The sequence below is a fragment of the Paraburkholderia silviterrae genome (genome assembly GCF_004353915.1).
GTDB classification, from domain to species: domain Bacteria; phylum Pseudomonadota; class Gammaproteobacteria; order Burkholderiales; family Burkholderiaceae; genus Paraburkholderia; species Paraburkholderia silviterrae.
The window spans coordinates 51,165-67,918 of record NZ_SMRP01000003.1 but is presented as its reverse complement, the minus strand read 5'-3'; the positions used below and the strand labels follow the sequence as shown (position 1 = coordinate 67,918).

15 protein-coding genes are annotated in these 16,754 nt (G+C 59.1%); 7 read left to right on the top strand and 8 right to left on the bottom strand.

What is annotated here, in order from left to right; all coding sequences use genetic code 11:
• Positions 1 to 56 precede the first annotated feature (56 nt).
• From EYW47_RS07715 to EYW47_RS07705, 3 genes are read right to left on the bottom strand one after another with little or no spacing between them, the layout of a single operon-like run.
• Positions 57 to 737, bottom strand: coding sequence for a DUF799 domain-containing protein (locus tag EYW47_RS07715; protein ID WP_133194291.1), 681 nt, complete (start codon positions 735 to 737; stop codon positions 57 to 59).
• Positions 738 to 747: 10 nt separating this feature from the next.
• Positions 748 to 1,110, bottom strand: a complete 363-nt coding sequence (locus tag EYW47_RS07710) for a DUF4810 domain-containing protein (RefSeq protein WP_133194747.1) — start codon at positions 1,108 to 1,110, stop codon at positions 748 to 750.
• Between the two features lie 59 nt (positions 1,111 to 1,169).
• Positions 1,170 to 1,832 carry a CsgG/HfaB family protein gene (locus tag EYW47_RS07705; protein WP_240763624.1) on the bottom strand — a complete coding sequence of 221 codons (663 nt, stop codon included), beginning with the start codon at positions 1,830 to 1,832 and terminating at the stop codon, positions 1,170 to 1,172.
• Positions 1,833 to 2,270: 438 nt separating this feature from the next.
• Here EYW47_RS07705 and EYW47_RS07700 point away from each other — a divergent pair, with 438 nt between their 5' ends.
• From EYW47_RS07700 to EYW47_RS07670, 7 genes are all read left to right on the top strand, one after another.
• Entirely contained in the window at positions 2,271 to 3,164 is an 894-nt protein-coding gene (locus tag EYW47_RS07700) for an HlyC/CorC family transporter (protein WP_133194289.1), read from the top strand.
• A gap of 274 nt (positions 3,165 to 3,438) precedes the next feature.
• A complete protein-coding gene (gene lnt / locus EYW47_RS07695; RefSeq protein WP_133194288.1) occupies positions 3,439 to 5,154 on the top strand; it encodes an apolipoprotein N-acyltransferase in 1,716 nt (571 codons plus the stop codon).
• 289 nt (positions 5,155 to 5,443) lie between these two features.
• Positions 5,444 to 6,451, top strand: a complete 1,008-nt coding sequence (glyQ, locus tag EYW47_RS07690; RefSeq protein ID WP_133194287.1) for a glycine--tRNA ligase subunit alpha — start codon at positions 5,444 to 5,446, stop codon at positions 6,449 to 6,451.
• 16 nt (positions 6,452 to 6,467) lie between these two features.
• A complete protein-coding gene (gene glyS, locus EYW47_RS07685; protein ID WP_133194286.1) occupies positions 6,468 to 8,567 on the top strand; it encodes a glycine--tRNA ligase subunit beta in 2,100 nt (699 codons plus the stop codon).
• 33 nt (positions 8,568 to 8,600) lie between these two features.
• The gene (gene gmhB, locus EYW47_RS07680) at positions 8,601 to 9,164 is read left to right on the top strand and encodes a D-glycero-beta-D-manno-heptose 1,7-bisphosphate 7-phosphatase (RefSeq protein ID WP_133194285.1); all 564 of its coding nucleotides are present in this window, start codon (positions 8,601 to 8,603) and stop codon (positions 9,162 to 9,164) included.
• A gap of 46 nt (positions 9,165 to 9,210) precedes the next feature.
• Entirely contained in the window at positions 9,211 to 9,972 is a 762-nt protein-coding gene (locus EYW47_RS07675; RefSeq protein ID WP_133194284.1) for a lysophospholipid acyltransferase family protein, read from the top strand.
• 59 nt (positions 9,973 to 10,031) lie between these two features.
• A complete protein-coding gene (locus tag EYW47_RS07670) occupies positions 10,032 to 10,928 on the top strand; it encodes a M48 family metallopeptidase (protein WP_133194283.1) in 897 nt (298 codons plus the stop codon).
• A 218-nt stretch (positions 10,929 to 11,146) separates the two neighbouring features.
• Here EYW47_RS07670 and EYW47_RS07665 read toward each other — a convergent pair whose 3' ends face one another.
• The 5 genes from EYW47_RS07665 to EYW47_RS07645 form a co-directional block, all read right to left on the bottom strand.
• Positions 11,147 to 12,391, bottom strand: coding sequence for a hypothetical protein (locus tag EYW47_RS07665; protein ID WP_133194282.1), 1,245 nt, complete (start codon positions 12,389 to 12,391; stop codon positions 11,147 to 11,149).
• An 80-nt stretch (positions 12,392 to 12,471) separates the two neighbouring features.
• Positions 12,472 to 13,428, bottom strand: a complete 957-nt coding sequence (locus EYW47_RS07660; RefSeq protein WP_133194281.1) for a glycosyltransferase — start codon at positions 13,426 to 13,428, stop codon at positions 12,472 to 12,474.
• Positions 13,425 to 14,633 carry a glycosyltransferase family protein gene (locus tag EYW47_RS07655; RefSeq protein WP_133194280.1) on the bottom strand — a complete coding sequence of 403 codons (1,209 nt, stop codon included), beginning with the start codon at positions 14,631 to 14,633 and terminating at the stop codon, positions 13,425 to 13,427. The genes EYW47_RS07660 and EYW47_RS07655 overlap by 4 nt, the downstream gene beginning before the upstream one ends.
• On the bottom strand, positions 14,633 to 16,093 hold the full coding sequence (locus tag EYW47_RS07650) for a lipopolysaccharide biosynthesis protein (RefSeq protein WP_133194279.1): 1,461 nt from the start codon (positions 16,091 to 16,093) through the stop codon (positions 14,633 to 14,635). Before EYW47_RS07650 ends, EYW47_RS07655 begins: the two co-directional genes overlap by 1 nt.
• Positions 16,015 to 16,746, bottom strand: coding sequence for a WecB/TagA/CpsF family glycosyltransferase (locus EYW47_RS07645; protein WP_276322937.1), 732 nt, complete (start codon positions 16,744 to 16,746; stop codon positions 16,015 to 16,017). Before EYW47_RS07645 ends, EYW47_RS07650 begins: the two co-directional genes overlap by 79 nt.
• Between the last annotated feature and the right edge of the window lie 8 nt (positions 16,747 to 16,754).

Below are 16,754 nucleotides of genomic sequence, written 5' to 3'. Positions count from 1 at the left end.
CCCCCCGCTCGATGGCGCGCACGCCACCACGCTTCACACGCATCGCACAGATAGCCTCAGTCGCTGCCGTACTTCGGCGAATGCGGACCGTAGAGCAGTCCGTTCGGCGGCCCTGCCGACAGCAGCTTCTGGCTCGTCAGGCCCGCCACCTCCTGGCTCTCGTCGGAAAGCGAATGCGCAACCTGCTTGACCGCGGCCTGCACCAGCATGCCGATCACGCTGCCGCTGCCAAAGTCCACGTTGCCCAATTCCTTGCCGTTGGCGCTCGCGCTGCCTTCCCAGAGCACGTCGCCATTACCGAGACTGACGAGCTTGGCCGACGCCGCCACGACCGTATTGCTGTCCACCACCTGATACACGGAGCCGTACTGCGTCACCTTCGTATAGAGGGCTGCATCGGCGCCGAAAATGTCACGCAGCTTCTTTGGCGACGTGGCCTGCATTTCCGCGGGCATCGTCATGCCGTTCTGGCGGAACGTTTCGGCCACTTCGGCAACGGGCAGTACGTAGTAGCCTGATTCCGCGAGTGGCATCGTCATCTGCGAGAGCATGCCGTTCGTGGCGTTCACATCGGCGGTCTCGTTCAGCGGCGGCAGCACGAGAATCGATTTCGGCTTTGCGCTCTTGAACGCGGTGTAGTCGTAGCCTGGAGTGGACTTCTGCGGCCCCGCGCACGCCGCGAGCAGTGCGGCCAGCGCGAGCACCGGCACGCATTTGAGAAACGAAAAGTTGAGCATGATCAGTCGCCTACTTCGAAAGGTTTTTCAGCAAGAAGTCCATGTAAGCGGACGATTCGGGGAAGGCTTCCTTCTCCGCAAGCAATTCCTGCTGCGCCTGCTGGCCCTTGCCGACGCTCGCGTAGAGCGCGCCAAGGTGAGCGTGGAAGCCTGGCGGCGGCCGGTTACCCTTTGCGCGGATCTGCTGAAGTGCCTGTTCAAGCGCCCCGATCTGCTCCTCGGGGCTCGCTTGTCCTTTCAGGTACGCATAGACCTGCGGCTGATAGGCGTCCCATTGATAGAGCGTGGGTTGCGAGCGTGTTGCGCAGCCGGCAAGCAGCGCGCCGGCGACAGCCAGGGCGACGCCGAGCGGCACGCCGGCGCGCCGCCGCATATGAGTGGTTTTCGTCATGTGTTGGTCTCTTCTTCTAACCGGGTCGATTTGCGCCGCCGTCACTTCACCGCGGCCAGCGCGCCTGAGTCGACGCGTTCGGCGAGGCGATTGACGGCTTCCTGGATCGCGAGGTCGAGCACCTTGCCGTTGAGCGTCGAGTCGTAGCCCGAGGTGCCGCCGAAGCCGATCACCTCGCGGTTCGACAGGCTGTATTCGCCCGCGCCCTGCGCCGAAGCCACGACTTCCGAGGTGACCGTATCGACCACATTGAGGCTCACCTTCGCGTAAGCCACCTGGCTCTTGCCGCGTCCAAGAATGCCGAACAGCTGCTGATCGCCGACTTCCTTGCGGCCGAACTCGGTCACATCGCCGGTGAGGATGTAGCGCGCGCCCTTCACTGCCTGCGCCTGCTTCGTGAAGCCGGCTTCCTGACGGATCTCGTCGAGGTTGTCGCGGTCGAGCACGTTAAAGCGCCCGCTCTGCTGGAGCGCCGTGATCAGGATGGTTTTGGCCTGACCGCCCAGACGGTCGATGCCGTCCGTGAAAATGCCGCGCATGTAGCTCGAACGATTGTCGAACTTGCCGACCGCGACCGGCACGGGTTTGCCCGCGTAGGGCGTGCTCGCCACCGCCACTTGCGGGACGGCGAGCGTGCGCGACGCTTCGGTCGCACAGCCGGTCAAAATGACGAGTAGCGGCGGCACGAGCCATGCCGCGCACAGCTTCGCACGCCTTTTCGATAACACTTGCACAATGAGTCTCCTCTCGCAGCTGGACCGGACCGCTTGTCCGGCCATCAACACGCAGGACGACGATGTCCCGCACCAAGAGGCGAATTAGAGCGTCATCGCTGAAAGGAGATTGTCAAACATCTCTCAGGAAATGACGCTCGTCAAAGTGGTGCCCAGAATCGTTTAAATCCGACGCCAAGAACTAGTGCGAACCAGGGCGAGCGCCCGCAAAGTGCCGCGCGCATTGACACCGGCCGGCGCGCGTTGTGGAAGCGGCGGCCACCGGGTGTTCTCGACCGCGCGGGTACCCCGCATCTGCGTTAGGATGGATCTGCGGGCATGCCCTACACGGGCGCGCCACACGCATGTTGTATCCTTTCCTATCCGCAACAGCGCGCCCAGCCCTCAAGAGGCCCAGGGCGCACCACCATGAACGACTCCTATCCCAGTCGACGACAAACCGACAAACCGCAGGAAAAGCGCTCCCTCCTCGAGCGGCTGACCGACTTCATCTCGCCCGAGCCCGACTCGCGCAGCGAGCTTCTCGAAATCCTCCAGGACGCGCACGCGCGCAATCTGATCGACGCCGATTCGCTTTCGATGATCGAGGGCGTATTCCAGGTGTCCGAGCTCTGCGCGCGCGACATCATGGTGCCGCGCGCCCAGATGGATGCGATCAACATTGCCGAGACCCCCGACGAGTTCATCCCTTTCGTGCTGGACAAGGCGCACTCGCGCTATCCGGTCTACGAGAGCAACCGCGACAACGTGATTGGCGTGCTGCTCGCGAAAGACCTGCTGCGCTACTACGCCGAAGAGGAATTCGACGTGCGCGGCATGCTGCGCCCGGCCGTGTTCATCCCCGAGTCCAAGCGCCTGAACGTGCTGCTGCACGACTTTCGCCAGAACCGCAATCACATCGCCATCGTCGTGGACGAATACGGCGGCGTGGCCGGCCTCATCACGATCGAGGACGTGCTCGAGCAGATCGTTGGCGACATCGAGGACGAATACGACTTCGACGAGGAAAGCGGCAACATCATCGCCTCGCCCGACGGGCGCTTCCGCGTGCGCGCGCTCACCGAAATCGAGCAGTTCAACGAGGCGTTCGGCACCCATTTCTCGGACGATGAAGTCGATACCATCGGCGGCTTCGTCACGAACCATTTCGGGCACGTGCCGCATCGCGGCGAAAAGGTGCGCATCGACGACCTGATCTTCGAGGTGCTGCGCGCCGACGCCCGCCAGGTGCACATGCTGCTCGTGCGCCGCGATCCGCTCGCGGGCCAGCGCGAAGCCGCGCTGCAGCCGCCGGGGACCTGACGCCCCGCGCGAGATGCGCGAGATGCGCTATCGGTGCGATCCGTGCTCTACGCGCTTCGGACGACGCCGGCCCTAGGGCCGGCGTCTTGCTTTGCGGCGTGCATAGCCCGAGCAGCGCACGATCCGCCCCCAAACGTCCGCCCCGACGCCACACATTGCCGACGCGCGAAAATGCTATCGTTGCGCTCGCTGCACGCACGGCGCGTGCGGCGAACGTTTTGCAACCCGCGCCCCGAGCGCCCCTGCAGTCGGACTGCAGCGCCCACGCACATCCATGGCTGAACCGATCGATTCCCGCACGCGCAACGGCGCGCGCGCCGCTGACACCGCCTCCGCCGGCAAAGGCGACGCCGCGGCGCGGCGCGCCCTGCCCGCCTGGCACTACCTGGCCGCCGCCGCACTGGGCGCGCTCAATACGCTCTCGTTCGCGCCCACGCCGCACGGAGGCTGGCTCGAAATCGCGATCTTCGCGGGCTTTTACTTCTGGCTCACGCGCACCACGGGCTGGAAGAGCGCGCTCTTCACCGGCTGGGCGTTCGGCTTCGGCAACTTCGTGAGCGGCATCTGGTGGCTCTACGTGAGCATGCACTTCTACGGCGGCATGCCCGCCGTGCTCGCGGGCGCGGCGGTCGTGCTCTTTTCGCTCTACCTCGGCCTCTATCCGGGGCTCGCCGCGCTCCTCTGGTCGTTCTGCGCGGGACACGCGAGCAACGCGCGAGAGCGCAACGGCACGCTGCCGTTTTCGCCGACATGGCACGGCGCCTTCGCATTCGCGAGCGCCTGGGCGCTCGGCGAATGGGCGCGCGGCTATGTCTTCACCGGCTTCCCGTGGCTTTCCAGCGGCTACGCGCAGGTGGACGGGCCGCTCTCCGGATTTGCGCCGATCGTCGGTGTCTATGGCGTGGGCTGGGTGCTCGCGCTCGTCGCGGCGCTGGCCGTGCAGGCGCTCGTACACGTGCGCCGAGCGCGCCCGGATGCGCTCGCGCCTTCCGCCGGCGGCACGCAACGCCGCGGCATCGCCACGGCCGCCATCGCCACCGTGGCCACCGTGGCCGTGATCGCCGCGGGCTTGCTGTTGCCGCTCGTCAACTGGACGCACCCCGAAAACACGCCCCTGAACGTGCGCCTCCTGCAAGGCAACGTGAAGCAGGACATGAAGTTCTCCGAATCCGGCCTCACGGACTCGCTCGCCGAATTCCAGAAGCTCATCACCGAAAAGCCCGCCGACCTCGTCGTCACGCCCGAGACCGCGATTCCCGTGCTCATGCAGGAAATCCCCGAGAAGTTCGGCCGCGATGTCCGCGCCTTCGCCGACGGCACCGGCACCTCGATCCTGTTCGGCGCCGTGGGCGGCACGGTCACGCCCGACGGGCGCGTGGTCGACTACACCAACAGCCTGTTCGGCATCACGCCCGGGCAGAACGGCCTGTACCGCTACGACAAGCACCACCTCGTGCCCTTTGGCGAATTCGTGCCGTGGGGCTTCCGCTGGTTCGTGAATCTCATGAACATCCCGCTTGGCGACTTCGCGCGCGGCGCCCCCGTGCAGCCGCCGTTCCTCGTGCACAACCAGCCGGTGGCCGTCGATATCTGCTACGAGGACATCTTCGGCGAGGAAATCGCGCGCACCGTGCGCGAGAGCCCGACCTCGCCGGGCATCCTCATCAACTCGACGAACCTCGCCTGGTTCGGCGACACCATCGCGCTCGACCAGCATCTGCAGATCGCGCGCATGCGCTCGCTCGAAACCGGCCGGCCGATGCTGCGCGCGACCAATACGGGCGCCACCGCCGCCATCGACGCGCACGGCAACGTGATCGCGCGCCTGCCCGCCTTCACCGTGGGCTCGCTCGACGTGCGCGTGGAAGGCACGCAAGGCTTCACGCCCTACGTGAGAAGCGGCAACGACATCGTGATCGCCGTGTCGCCGCTGTTGCTGGCGCTCGGCTTCGCGTTCGGGCCGGCACGGCTGGGGCGCAAGAAGGCGTGATGACGTGTGAAGCGGCAGTGCCTCGCGCGGCTGCCGCTTCTTCGTTACCGCACCGGCAATCGATGCCGTTGCGGCGCGGCATCAACAGCGAAATCCCCCCGGAACCCCGCCGCGGTCTCAACGCCCCGCCAATCCGGTAAAATTCAACGTTTTAGCACCGGGCCGCCCCTCCTGACGGGGGGCCGGGACCGCAGCACGCAAGGGACGCCGCCACGCGCCGAACGCAGCGCCTGGCCGTCCTTGCCGCCGCAGCCCACGCCTTTCGCCCTAAAAGACACTGCAGGCACACATGCTCACGTTTCAGCAAATCATCCTGACGCTCCAGTCTTACTGGGACAAGCAGGGCTGCGCGCTGCTCCAGCCGATCGACATGGAAGTCGGCGCCGGCACCTCGCACGTCCACACCTTCCTGCGCGCGATCGGCCCCGAGCCGTGGCGCGCGGCCTACGTGCAGCCCTCGCGCCGCCCGAAGGACGGCCGCTACGGCGAGAACCCGAACCGCCTGCAGCACTACTACCAGTACCAGGTGGTGCTCAAGCCCGCGCCGGAGAACATCCTCGACCTGTACCTCGGCTCGCTCGAGGCGCTCGGCTTCGACCTGAAGCAGAACGACGTGCGCTTCGTCGAAGACGACTGGGAGAACCCCACGCTCGGCGCCTGGGGCCTCGGCTGGGAAGTCTGGTTGAACGGCATGGAAGTCACGCAGTTCACCTACTTCCAGCAAGTGGGCGGCATCGACTGCAAGCCGGTGCTCGGCGAAATCACCTACGGCCTCGAGCGCCTCGCGATGTATCTGCAGAAGGTCGAGAACGTCTACGACCTCATCTGGACCGAGTGGGAAGAGGAAGGCCCGAACGGCCCCGAGCTGCGCCGCCTCACCTACGGCGACGTCTACCACCAGAACGAAGTCGAGCAATCCACGTACAACTTCGAGCACGCGAACGTCGACCTGCTGTTCACGTTCTTCAACGCATACGAAGGCGAAGCGAAGCGCATGATCGAGCTGCAGCTCGCGCTGCCCGCCTACGAGCTCGTGCTCAAGGCCGGACACACGTTCAACCTGCTCGACGCGCGCGGCGCGATCTCCGTGACGGAGCGCGCGGCGTACATCGGCCGCATTCGCGCGCTCTCGCGCAGCGTGGCGCAGTCGTACTACGAATCGCGCGAAAAGCTTGGCTTCCCGATGCTCGGCAATCCGGTGCACGGCGTGCCTGGCCTGACCACCGACGAACAGGACGCCGCGATGCCCGCCTGGGCGCCGCCGCTGAAGGTCGAACGCAAGTTCGACGAGGAATGACCGGATCTCTACAACAATGACGCAAGCTCATCACGCCACTCTCCTCGTCGAACTGCTGACCGAGGAACTGCCGCCGAAGGCCCTCGCGCGCCTCGGCGACGCGTTCGCCGAAGGCATCGCGCAGCGCCTCGCCGCGCGCGACCTGATCGAAGGCGACCTCTCGTTCGAACGCTTCGCCACGCCGCGCCGTCTCGCCGTGACGATCAAGAACGTGCGCAGCGTCGCGCCCGAAAAGCAGGTGCGCGAAAAAGTGCTGCCCGTTTCGGTCGCGCTCGACGCCAATGGCCAGCCCACCGCGCCGCTCGCGAAGAAACTCGCCGCGCTCGGCTTCCCCGACTTCCCGGTGAGCGACCTCGAACGCGCCAGCGACGGCAAGAACGAAGCGTTCTTCCTGCGCTACTCGGCGCCCGGCGCCACGCTCGCCGACGGCCTGCAGGCCGTGCTCGACGAAGTGCTCGCCAAGCTGCCGATCCCGAAGGTCATGACGTACCAGCGCCCGGACGGCAGCAACGTGCAGTTCGTGCGCCCGGTGCACCGCCTGACGGTCCTGCACGACGACCAGATCGTGCCCGTCACGGCATTCGGCATCGACGCCGGCGACACCACGCGCGGCCACCGCTTCCTCTCGCATGGCCCGGTTGCCATCACGCGCGCCGACGACTACGCGCACACGCTGCAGCACAAAGGCCGCGTGATCGCGAGCTACGCGGACCGCCGCGACTCGATCCGCGACCAGCTCATCGAACAGGCCGGCGACGATAAGGTCGTCATGCCCGAAGCGCTGCTCGACGAAGTGAACTCGCTTGTCGAATGGCCGGTCGTGTACGCGTGCAAGTTCGAGGACGAATTCCTGCAAGTGCCGCAGGAATGCCTGATCCTCACGATGCAGACGAACCAGAAGTACTTCGCGCTCACCGACGACGCAGGCCGCCTGCGCTCGCGCTTTCTGATCGTCTCGAACATCGAGACCGAAACGCCGGACGAGATCGTGGAAGGCAACGAGCGCGTCGTGCGCCCGCGTCTCGCGGACGCCAAGTTCTTCTTCGAGCAGGACAAGAAGAAGCCGCTCGCCGAGCGCGTGCCGTTGCTCGCGAACGTGGTCTATCACAACAAGCTCGGCTCGCAGTTGCTGCGCGTGGAGCGCCTCGAAGCGCTCGCGGGCGCCATTGCCTTGATGTGCCGCGCCAATATCGCGCTCGCCGAACGCGGCGCGCGCCTCGCCAAGGCCGACCTGCTGACCGACATGGTGGGCGAGTTCCCCGAGCTGCAAGGCACGATGGGCACCTACTACGCGCGCCACGACGGCGAGTCCGAAGAAGTGGCGCTCGCGTGCACCGAGCACTACCAGCCGCGCTTCTCCGGCGATGCACTGCCGGGCACGGTCACGGGCACGATCGTCGCGCTCGCGGACAAGCTCGAAACGCTCGTGGGCATCTGGGGCATCGGACTCGCGCCGACTGGCGAGAAAGACCCGTTCGCGCTGCGCCGCCACGCGCTGGGCGTGCTGCGCATCCTGGTCGAGAAGCAACTGCCGCTCGACCTCGTCGAACTGCTGCGCACCACGTACACGCAATTTGCCGGCATCGAAGCGGTGACGGAATCGACGCGAGCCATCTACGAATTCTGCATGGACCGCCTGCGCGGCATGCTGCGCGAACGCGGCTACGCGGCGCAGGAAATCGACGCCGTGCTCGCGCTGAACCCCACGCGCCTCGACGACATCGTCGCGCGTCTCGACGCCGTGCGCGAATTCGCGGCGCTCGAGGAAGCGGCCTCGCTCGCGGCGGCCAACAAGCGCATCTCGAACATCCTCAAGAAGTCCGAGGGTGTGGAGGACGCTGGCGTGCAGAGCACCCTCTTCGTGGAAAACGCGGAAAAGGCGCTCTTCGCGCAGCTCGAACAGGTCGCGCCGCGCGTGCAGACGCAACTGGCCGCGCGCGAGTACACGGGCGCGCTCACGGCGCTCGCGGCGCTGCGCGAAACCGTCGACACGTTCTTCAACGACGTGATGGTGAACGCGGAAGACCCCGCGCTGCGTGCGAACCGCCTCGCGCTGCTCAAGGCGTTGCATCGCCAGATGAACAGCGTGGCCGACATCTCGCGCCTCGCCGCATGATGGCCGTCGTGACCCTCAACTGAAGACGACGCCATGCCGACCAGCACCAGCCGCAAACTCGTGATCCTCGACCGCGACGGCGTGATCAACGTCGATTCCGACGCGTTCATCAAGTCGGCCGACGAATGGATCGCGCTGCCGGGCAGCCTCGAAGCGATCGCTCGCCTGAACCAGGCGGGCTATCGTGTCGCCGTCGCGACGAATCAGTCCGGCATCGGCCGGGGCCTGTTCGACACGACGGCGCTCAACGAAATGCACGCGAAGATGCAGCGCCAGGCCGCCGCGGTGGGCGGGCGCATCGACGCCGTGTTCTTCTGCCCGCACACCGCGCAGGACCATTGCGACTGCCGCAAGCCCAAGCCCGGCATGCTCAAAATGATCGCCGACCGCTTCGAGATCGATCCTGCGGAAACGCCCGTGGTAGGCGATTCGCTGCGCGACCTGCAAGCCGGCGCGGTGCTCGGCTTTCCCACGCACCTCGTGCTCACGGGCAAGGGCGAGAAGACGCACGCCGCGGGCGGCCTGCCCGAAGGCACGAAAGTGCACACCGACCTGCGCGCGTTCGTGCTCGACTTTCTCGCGAACGAGTCGGCTTAACACCGCCCTGGCCCACTACAGCCCTGCCCTCCGAACGGTCCAACCGATGCGCTTCATCCGCTCCCTGCTGTTGTTCATCTACCTGATCGTCTACACGATCCCCTACGCCATGGCGTGCTTCATCGCGTTCCCGTTCATGAACGCCGCGCGGCGCTACTGGATGGCCGTGGGCTGGTGCCGTTCGACGCTGGTCGTCGCGCGCTGGCTCAACGGCATCCGATACCGCATCGAGGGCATGGAGAACCTGCCCAACGGACCGGCCGTGCTGCTCTCGAAGCACCAGTCTGCCTGGGAGACGTTCGCGTTTCCCGCGTTGATGCCACGGCCGATGTGCTACGTGTTCAAGCGCGAACTGTTGTACGTGCCGTTTTTCGGCTGGGCGCTGGGCATGCTGAAGATGGTTCACATCGACCGTAAAGAAGGCAAGTACGCGTTCGCCTCCGTGACACGCCAGGGCAAGGCGCGCATGGCCGAAGGCGCGTGGGTCATCATGTTCCCGGAAGGCACGCGCACGCCTGTGGGCAAGCAGGGCAAGTACAAGACCGGCGGCGCGCGCTTTGCGATTTCCGCAGGCGCACCCGTCGTGCCGATCGCACACAACGCGGGACACGTCTGGCCCCGCAACTCGTTCATGAAGTATGCGGGTATAGTCACGGTGTCGATCGGCAAGCCGATCGAGACAACCGGACTCACGCCTGACCAGGTGAATACGCGTGTGGAGCAGTGGATCGAAGCCGAAATGCGTCGCATCGATCCGGATGCCTATCGCGAAACGGACGGTGCAACGGCAGACGCCGCGAGGATTTGACGCTCCAGCGGTAAACCGGCCGAGCGCGCCACACACGCCATCCCGCAACAAGCCTGACGATGCAGAAGTCAACTCCGCCGCGCCCTTCAGCGGCGCTCGATAACGGGCAACTCGATTTGCCGCTCTTTGCGGAGCCGGCGCCGGTTGGTACGCCCTCGCCTTCGTTGCCTTTTTTTGCTGCTCCTGCTCACACGCAGTCGCCTTTCAAGGCGCCCTCAGGGCCGCTTGCGCCTGATGGGACGCGGCTGCGCACGCTCGAACTAGGGGCGCGCACGCTCCAGTATCGGCTCAAGCGGTCTTCGCGCAAATCGATCGGGTTTGCTATTGATGGAACCGGGCTCACGATTACGGCGCCTCGGTGGGTGACGATTGCCGATATTGAAACGGCGATTGCTGAGAAGCAGAGATGGATCTTTGCGAAGCTGATTGAGTGGCAGACGCGGGTTGAGCAACGGGCGCTGCCGCGCGTGGAATGGGGTGATGGTGCGCAGTTGCCGTATCTTGGGAAGCCGTTGCGTGTGAGGCTTGGGGCTTCTGTGCTCGCGTTTGATGAGGTGACGCGCGTGCTGGCGTTGCCGCTGCCGCTGCATGCGGATGCGCAGCAGATCAAGGATCGTGTGACTGGGTGGCTTCAGGGGGAGGCTACGCGGGTTTTTGGGGAGCGGCTTGGGGCTTATGCGGCCAAGCTTGGGGTTACGTTTCGGTCTTATGCGCTTTCTTCAGCTATGACGCGATGGGGGAGTTGCTCAAGTGAAGGACGGATCAGGCTCAACTGGCGGTTGATTCATTTTCCGCTTTCGGTGGTGGACTATGTGGTTGCGCATGAGCTCGCGCATTTGCGCGAAATGAATCATAGTCCGCGGTTCTGGCAGACCGTGGAGTCGATCTTTCCCGAATTCCGTGAGGCCAGGAAGCAGCTCAAGCAGCATCCGCCGGAGATGGTGCCGGGGATGTGAGCGGGAGAGCTCTTTGAATACATCGAGGTGTTTTGCAATCGAAGAAGCCACCATTCTTCTCTTGGCCACCGAACCCCTGTGGAACAACATGATGCGCGGTTCGAGCGAGAAACAAAGGCAGCATAGACGCCGGATTGACATCCGGAAATCGCGCCCAAACTCAGAAATACCAATTAATTTCCATCCGTTGTGAAACGATTTTTCTTACACGTTGCATATCAAGCCTTGCCCTTTGCGCAACTCCTGTTTCGAGTCTCTCGCACAGTTGCACCGAATATTAACGAGAAAATTATGCAGGATGTGCTCGCAACGTAATAAGAGTAAAGGTTATTCTCACAAAGCAGCCTGAACAATACCAGAATAACAATAACAAACCACTCCGGATATTTTTTCCACACCTTGACAAGCAACCAGACGAAAAAAAATATCCACGCAGTAAAAAATAACAACCCATAATCAACCAATATCAAAATGAAATCATTATGCGGCATAGCACCACCCCAGACCACCTCATAGCCACCGACACCATTGCCAAATAAAAGATAATTCCATCCTTCGTTGAATATATAAAACATATAAACTAAATACGCATAAACCCTCCATGTAAATGATCCTTGTTGATCCGAGGTCAAATAGGCAATCCCGCCCCCGTTGCGAGCCTCATTGACCAGTCTCTCCCACCCGCCATCACTTATCAACCTGAACGGCGCGACAATTTTTGCATATGTCGCCGTATCTGCAACGCTTAGAATAAAAATCCCCGCACCAGCGAGAAAAATTCCAGATATCAAAATTAACAGAATATTTTTAACTCTGAAATTTCTCGCGCGCACAAAAACACCCACAGATAGTAAGAAAGCCCCTGTAGATGTCGACAGATAACCCATTATCATCAGGCATAAACCAAGCAATCTTCCTCGCAAACGTCCTGAACTAATGATCAAATAATTCACTGGCACCAGCATGCAAAGCACATAGCTACCGAGAAGGTTAGCGTGTTCGAAATTCCAAAATTCACGACTCGACGTGAGCCCTTTCGCAAGAGAAATGAAGTAATTAACAATGAAGAAAACACAAAATTCTGCAAATATGTACACAGAAAGTTTTTTCATTGCCGCATTATTTATTCCGCGCCCCGTGCTATAGAAAATTACCACAAGCACGGGAAGACCCGCCATTTTATAGGCAATTGAATTATCGAGGCCCCTAAGCACCTGAAAAATAAAAAATAGCCAAATTGCGAGAAAACAAAACACACCCCGCGTACCAAGATATATCCGCGGCCTAAATAATAAAAACAGAATTACTAAAAGTATATTAAACGCCAAAAAATTCACTTCTCTCGCCGGAACAAAAAAATCCATTACCAGCTTCGCGCTTATCGCGCATATGGCAAAATAATAACTGGCAGATTTCCTCCCTCCCCCGCCGCCTCCTACGTAGCTCACATCGCCAGCGATCACCCTGAATCTCCAAATTCTTAAATCACACTCAACATGAAAATAGCCAGCACACAACAGCACGTCAAATCAATACACCTTCCTTAATTCAAAATTGATTGGTAGATTTTCATCAACCTATTAACAACATCCGATTCTGTATACCCAAATTCTCTCAGTCTTTCGGGTCCGGTAGATTCCTTTGTACTCGACAGAATCTGAACAGCCTTAGTTGAAATTGCTTCAGAGTCACGATCGGCCGACACGAAACACTGCTCGACTCCACCGAGTAATTTGGCGACGTCGCCTACATTCACTGCAACTACTGGTAACGCACAAGCCATCGCCTCCTTAACTACTTGAGGCGACCCCTCCCGTTTCGAAGTGAGAATAAGAACGTGTGCTCGTTGAAGGAGATCCTTCACTTCTGCACGACTAAGCTTATCTATCCACCGCTCCTCTATATTCAACTCGGGAAGTGCGAGCCGGATTTTCTCCAACACCTGCTTAAATAAATTGTAATCCTTCTCCGGTCGATCCGGGGATGATGGAAATATTACCAATCTAGTCGACCTAAACTGCCTCAGTTTAACTTCTGGCTTGAAGAATTCAACATCCACGCCACAGGGAATAGTCACGGATTTTCTGGATATAGTCGGTGTTCTGATTGCTATTTCTTTGCTAACCGCAACGACGACGTCACAAAATCTGGATGAAAATGAAGAAATTAATCTCATCCATCGTGGACCACACACATCGGAGCCATGCAAAGTGACAACAATCTTGGCCTTCGTGAACATGCGAACCAATGGCGCAGACCACGCGGTCAGGCCAAAATGATAGTGAATGACATCGTATCTGCCATGAATGATGGTTCTTATAATTCTTGGCATTGAGGTCAAATATGCATGCGATCCATCGAAACCTTTGACGACCTCAACGTCGACCTCAACATTCGGCAATCGGCGCAACGCGTTGACTTGTTCGGAAACGAATATTCCCTGACTAGGTGACACGGGGTTCGCGCCAGCAAACATGTTAGTAACAACTAGGATCTTCACACTTGTCGCCCGAATATTTCGATATACTTCTGCGCTACATGACCTGCGTCGAACAACGCTGCGAGCCGCACGCCATCGGAAGTGGAGTGCTTGTTCTTAATAAGACTTCGCATGGCATCCTGAATATCCCTTGCATTGTGTCCCGTAGCCACACCACCACCATGTCTGGACAGGTATCGTCGGATGGGGCCCGGCGGTGAAATCGAAAGAATTGGCTTTCGCAACATTGCGTAGTCGCTAAATTTGCTCGGCAAAAAGGGGCTTTCAGGCATATTTGCTTCAATCACGACAAGCACGCCTGCTGCCGTGCAAATCGATTGGGCGACCGTCGGATCGACATCTCCCACAAACTCGATCGCACCGCTTCGCTCAAGTTCTACGCACCTTTCGCGAAATTCTTGATCAACCCATCCTACAAACGTGAAGCCTGGGAAACGTGCGCCACTTGTCCCCTCCTCCTCAACAAGTTTTCCGATTGCGGTTACGAGCTCGGGACAAGTTCTTTCCCGGGTCAATCTTCCTACGTGGACAAATCGACTGGCGTAGTGCTCGCTCTCCATAGCGGAAGGCGCTAACCCCGACGGAGGCGTGCCTATGTGCGCGACAGAGAAAAATTTCTCCGGATCTATGTGAGGAAATTTTCTTGTAATTTGGAAAACCGACTCATCACTCGACATGATGATTTTTCTGGCTGTGCCCAAAACCCTCCCAAGAGATCTCAGCTGTACAAAGGACAAAATATTGGACAAAGTCGTGCGATATGGATACGGCGTAAGGCACAGTGGCCATAAATCGCTGAAATAAGCCACCCATTTTTCCCGCATTTCACTGGGCAGGCGCAGACCAACAAGATGGCTTCTAAAAGGCGTTGATTGAGTCATAATGACATCAGGTTTAAATTCACGCTCCATTTCAATGGCCTTCTCGACCATCGCATTTATCCATTCACCTTCGGCATTGATATCATTGAACTCATGACGGACACGTCTCACTACTCGATCCAAAATATTATTCGATCCACCGTACGGAACCGTTTCGACAAAATAAACGGGATACGCAGATTCCGCGCCTTGCACCTGCCTTGCACCGCACAGTATGCGTACCTCACACCCTGCAAGCGAGAGAGCGTCCGCCACCTTTGTGGCCTGCAGCGCCTGCGCACCAGTCAAAGGAAAAAAATGCTCGCAAATGATCAGAATCTTCATCAAGTTCCCACGTATAAACGCCACATACCAATACCGGAAAATACGACAAACAGCGCACCAACCATGCTTGGGATCAGCAACTGAGAAACTTGTGCCCTTCGGTCACTAAAAATCAGCAAGGTTAGCCATCCGATATATAAAATACCCTCAGTTATGACCGCAGCCACCATAGCGCCCACCGCACCAAATTTCCGCCCCAAGGCTGCAAACAACACGATGGCAATACTTAATGCGATACCCTGTCCAAGCGTCCTATGGCCGGCTCGTCCTGTAGTCTCTAGTGCATGGCCCAATGGAATCGACAAGCTCTGAATAAAAATTATCCCCGCACCAATCAACAATGCCTTCTTGAACTCTTCCTGGTAAGGAGCATTTGGGGAGTGACCGACAACCCTAGATATGACAGGAGCAGATATCAATATCGCAAGTGCAAGAAATAGGCCAATGGGCAACAGCAGCTTCGCTTCTTTAGTGAAGAAAAAATTATACGACTTCCAATCTCGATTCCGAAATGCCTCAAATAATTTCGGGTAGAATGACTGACCTGCGGCTCCCGGTATTGTGTACATAAATTGCGGAACTCTGGCAGCCAAGGAAAAAGTGCCAACAACAGCCAAGGTTGCACTACGCTCGAGTATCAGCACACCTAGGGATGGTGCGAGCATGTAAAACCATCCCGACACGACATAACCCTGCAGACCGCGTAGGAGTCTCCACGAAAAATGACGAAATCTCTTCGCAGAGATTGAAAATTTTTTCAGAGGAACAACTTTAATTCCGAATAATCCGCCCACAAGCAGGCCGATACCGTATCCAAGCGCCACCACTTCAATTCGAGAATTCTCAGTAATCGGCATAAACGCACAGCCACCGACCAACACAACCTGCGCTCCGGCCGCCTTAATTCGAGTAAGCGCAAGCTGTTCGATTCTAGATTGCGATAACAAGGCACCGGTGATCCAGTTCGTCAGCGTCAAACCGAGCACGCCAGGGGCGAACATCAACTCGACGCATCGCAGAGTCACCTTTGAATCGACTAGATATGGAAATAATGTATAGGCAACGGCACAAACAGGAAAATACAGCAGAAAACGCATATATAGCGATGTGATCGTATAACATGACCATAATGGCTTGCTTCCCGAGACGTCGCGCAAATAGGTGTTTTGAATACCAAGTTCGCAAAAATAGCTCGAAATTGTAGTAATCGCAATCGCATATGAAAACGCGCCGTAGCTTGACGGATTAACGATCTTCGCCAGCGCAATCGTCAAAAAGGCAAATACGCATCTTGAAACTAGATTTCCAATCGTCAGATGTAGCGCTTGTTTGATCATAAGATTTTTTGTTCTGCCGTATTTACCACCAATGGTCAGTGCCGTTAGCTCCGCCTCGGCGAAATCCAAGCTTTCCCTACCATGAATAGAAAAGCACTGTTTGTAATCAGGTAACGTTTCCACATGCGGCGGGGCTCCTGGAGTACCCGAAAGAACCACTCCAATCCACAACGCTGCATCCAAAGGGGTGCCCGGCGAACTTTTCCAGCGACAACGTCGAATGTGCCGCCAACTCCCATTACGAAATCGACGCCAAGTTCGCGCCCCCAGTCATTGATAAAACGCTCCTTTTTCGGAGAAGTTATGGCGACGAATAGCAATCTGGCGCCGGAACGTCTGATGACATCGGCTACATCACGCTCGTTCCCCCAGAAATATCCGTGATGCGATCCGGCAATTTCTAATGATCGATATCGCGCGCGGCATTGCTCCACAGCCGATGCCAATACAGCCTCTGTCGCACCTAGAAAGAACACGGGGTATCGCCGAGAAGCCGCCGCTGAGAGAAGCCGGTCGAACAGGTCAATTCCGGCAATTCTCTCTGGAATTCTGTAGCCGAGAGCACGTGCCCCCCAGACGACCCCCATACCGTCAATATTGATAATGTCGCAGCCGCTGACTGCTGCCGCCAATGCTTCATCCGACTGCATGTTCACAAGCTTTGCAACGTTGACGACCACATGTTGGGTGAACTGCTGTCGATCGATCCTTGTCATGATCTTTTGGACCGTTTCATCCATGGTAGCAACATCAACTTTCGTTCCAAATAAATCCACTCGCTTCA

Excerpts from the sequence above, each read along its gene's own strand:
- EYW47_RS07700 (WP_133194289.1), top strand. The coding sequence starts at position 2,271 with ATGAACGACTCCTATCCCAGTCGACGACAAACCGACAAACCGCAGGAA.
- glyS (WP_133194286.1), top strand. The coding sequence starts at position 6,468 with ATGACGCAAGCTCATCACGCCACTCTCCTCGTCGAACTGCTGACCGAG.
- lnt (WP_133194288.1), top strand. The coding sequence starts at position 3,439 with ATGGCTGAACCGATCGATTCCCGCACGCGCAACGGCGCGCGCGCCGCT.
- EYW47_RS07710 (WP_133194747.1), bottom strand. The coding sequence starts at position 1,110 with ATGCGGCGGCGCGCCGGCGTGCCGCTCGGCGTCGCCCTGGCTGTCGCC.
- EYW47_RS07715 (WP_133194291.1), bottom strand. The coding sequence starts at position 737 with ATGCTCAACTTTTCGTTTCTCAAATGCGTGCCGGTGCTCGCGCTGGCC.
- glyQ (WP_133194287.1), top strand. The coding sequence starts at position 5,444 with ATGCTCACGTTTCAGCAAATCATCCTGACGCTCCAGTCTTACTGGGAC.
- EYW47_RS07675 (WP_133194284.1), top strand. The coding sequence starts at position 9,211 with ATGCGCTTCATCCGCTCCCTGCTGTTGTTCATCTACCTGATCGTCTAC.
- gmhB (WP_133194285.1), top strand. The coding sequence starts at position 8,601 with ATGCCGACCAGCACCAGCCGCAAACTCGTGATCCTCGACCGCGACGGC.
- EYW47_RS07670 (WP_133194283.1), top strand. The coding sequence starts at position 10,032 with ATGCAGAAGTCAACTCCGCCGCGCCCTTCAGCGGCGCTCGATAACGGG.
- EYW47_RS07655 (WP_133194280.1), bottom strand. The coding sequence starts at position 14,633 with ATGAAGATTCTGATCATTTGCGAGCATTTTTTTCCTTTGACTGGTGCG.